This is a genomic window from Actinosynnema sp. NPDC059797 (genome assembly GCF_042732085.1).
Taxonomy (GTDB): Bacteria; Actinomycetota; Actinomycetes; order Mycobacteriales; family Pseudonocardiaceae; genus Actinosynnema.
The window spans coordinates 1-2,748 of the sequence record NZ_JBHWIE010000612.1; the positions used below are offsets into that span (position 1 = coordinate 1).

Below are 2,748 nucleotides of genomic sequence, written 5' to 3' on the forward strand. Positions count from 1 at the left end.
AAGAGTCAGGTGCTGGGCTTGACCGCGGTGGCGCCGGCGTGACCGCGGTGGCGCCGGCGTGGACCGGCTTCCTGGCGCGGAAGCCGGCGGTGGGCGGGCCCTGACGGGCCCGCCGGGCGTCACCCGAGGCGTTCGGCGGCCAGCCGGCCCGAGATCAGCACCGGCGGGATGCCCACGCCCGGCGTGGTCCCGCTCCCCGCCAGCACCACGTTGCCGTCGCGGTGGGGCAGGTTCCGGGGCCGGAACGGGCCGGTCTGGGCGAAGGTGTGCGCGACCGAGAACGGGGTGCCCGCCGCCTGGCCCTCGCGCGCCCAGTCGTCCGGGGTGGTCAGCGACAGCCGGGTCACCTCGTCCGCCGAGGAGATCAGCTTGCGGTGCGCCAGCTCGTCCACGAGCCGGTCCGCGTAGGGCCCGCCCAGGTCCGCCCAGTCGAGGGGGCTCGCGTCCAGGTTCGGGCACGGCGCCAGCAGGTAGTGCAGGTGCCGGTCGGCCGGCGCCAGCTCCGGGTCCGTCACCGTGGGCGTGGTGAGCAGCAGCGATGGGTCGGTCATCAGCGCGCCCCGGTCCACGATCTCGTCGAACGTGCGGTCCCAGGCGTCGCCGAAGGAGATCGCGTGGTGCGCGTGCCCCTCGGCGCGCGGCCCGCTCAGGTGGACCACCACGGCCGACGGCGACCAGCGCACCGGCACCGGCCGGCGGGGCCGGCGGCGCAGCAGGCGGGTCGTCTGCGCGGGACCGGCGGCCAGCACCACCGCGTCGCAGGGGAACCGCTCGCCGGAGGCGATCACCGCCCGCACCCGGTCGCCGAGCACGTCCAGCGACTCCACCTCGCGCCCGTAGGCGAACCGGACCCCGGCGTCGGCGGCGGCGTCGGCCATCGCCCGGGGCACCGCCCGCATCCCGCCGCGCGGGAACCACACGCCCGCCACCGTGTCCATGTAGGCGATCACCGCGTAGGCGGCCAGGGCGTGCCTCGGCGCGACGCCGGCGTAGAGCGCCTGGAAGGTGAACACCCGCCGCAGGCGCGGGTCGCGCAGGAACCGGCCCACCGCCCGGTCCAGCGACCCGAACCCGCCCAGGCGCGCCAGCGCCACCAGGTCGCGCCCCAGCAGGTCGAGCGGGCTGTCGAAGTTCGCGCCGACGAACCGGTCCCGCTGCACCTCGTACAGCCTGGTCAGCCACTCCCGCAGCGCCCGGTACCCGGCGGCCTCCCGCCCGCCCGCGAACTCGCGGACCGCCTGCTCCATCTCCTCGGCCGACGTGTGCACGTCGAGCGCGCTGCCGTCGGCGAAGCACGCCCGGTAGGCCGGGTGCAGCGGGAGCAGGTCGAGCCGGTCGGACAGCCGCTCCCCCACCGCGCCCAGCGCCTCGTCCAGCAGCTCGGGCATGGTCAGCACGGTCGGCCCGGTGTCGACCAGGTGCCCGGCCACGTCCAGCCTCCCGGCCAGCCCGCCGGGGTGCGGCAGCCGCTCCAGCACGGTCACCTCGTGCCCGGCGCCCCTCAGGTGCAGCGCCGCGGACAGCCCCGCCAGCCCCGCGCCGACCACCACGACCGAGTCCGTCCGGCCCTTGACCACGCGCACCGTCACCACCGCCGTCCGGTCGCCCCGGTGGCCAGCGCGCCCAGCGCCAGGCGCACCTGTTCGTCGAGTCCCGCACCGTCGATCGCCCGCAACGCCTGCTCGACCAGCGCGGCGATCCGCTCCTCCACCGCGTCGACCGCGCCCAGGTCGCGCAGCAGCCCGGCCACCTCGTCCACGGTCCGGTCGCTGACGCCGCCGCCCTCCAGGCAGTCCCGCAGCAGCCGCGCCGCGTGCGGGCGGCGGGCGAGCCGCGCCAGGCCCAGCGCGAGCGCCATCAACGCCGTGCGCTTGCCCTCGCGCAGGTCGTCGCCGACGGGTTTGCCGGTGATCGCGGTGTCGCCGAACACGCCCAGCAGGTCGTCGCGGAGCTGGAACGCCACGCCGACGTCGCGGCCGTAGGAGCGCAGGGCGCCCACCAGCTCCGGCGGCGCGCCCGCCAGCGCCGCGCCGAGGTGCAGCGGTCGTTCCACGGTGTAGGCGGCGGTCTTGAGCCGGGCCACCCGCAGCGCCTTCTCCAGCGACTCCTCGCGGCGGGCGCCCGCCAGCAGGTCCAGGTGCTGCCCGGCGATCATCTCGGTGCGCATGGCCCGCCAGGGCTCGCGGGCGCGGGCCAGCGCGGCGGCGTCGAGGCCGGCGGCGGCCAGCGCGTCGTCGGCCCAGACCAGGGCCAGGTCGCCGACCAGGATCGCGACGCTGTCGCCGTAGTGGCGGGAGTCGCCCGCCCAGCGGGCCCGGTGGTGGCGGGCGGCGAACGCGGCGTGCGCGGTCGGCCTGCCGCGCCGGGTCGCCGAGCGGTCCATCACGTCGTCGTGCACCAGCGCGCCGCCTTGGAGCAGCTCCAGCGCGACCAGCGCCCGCACGGTGGCGTCCGCCTCGGGGCCCCTCACCGGGCCGCCCGCGGCGCGCCAGCCCCACCAGGCGAACGTCGGCCGCACCCGCTTGCCGCCCGCCAGCACCAGGTCGGCCAGCGCGCCGGCCACCTCGGGCGCCGTGTCGGGCGCGTGGGCGAAGAACTCCTCCAGCTCGCGGTGCAGCCGGGGCACGAGCCCGTCGTCGAGCACCGGGACGGGCACCGGCGCCTCGGCTCGGTCCGCCCTGGAAACCAGCGCCATCGTGCCTCCCGGCTGCTTGGTGGTGCCACGAGCTAACCAGCGCCGGCCCGGGT

The 2,748-nt window shown here is 77.6% G+C and carries 2 protein-coding genes; both read right to left on the reverse strand.

The features are described from left to right. Nucleotides 1-119 precede the first annotated feature (119 nt). On the reverse strand, nt 120-1,589 hold the full coding sequence (gene crtI / locus ACFV4N_RS42415; RefSeq protein WP_499678351.1) for a phytoene desaturase family protein: 1,470 nt from the start codon (nt 1,587-1,589) through the stop codon (nt 120-122). Beyond that, nucleotides 1,586-2,695 carry a polyprenyl synthetase family protein gene (locus ACFV4N_RS42420; RefSeq protein WP_499678352.1) on the reverse strand — a complete coding sequence of 370 codons (1,110 nt, stop codon included), beginning with the start codon at nt 2,693-2,695 and terminating at the stop codon, nt 1,586-1,588. The genes crtI and ACFV4N_RS42420 overlap by 4 nt, the downstream gene beginning before the upstream one ends. Nucleotides 2,696-2,748 lie beyond the last annotated feature (53 nt).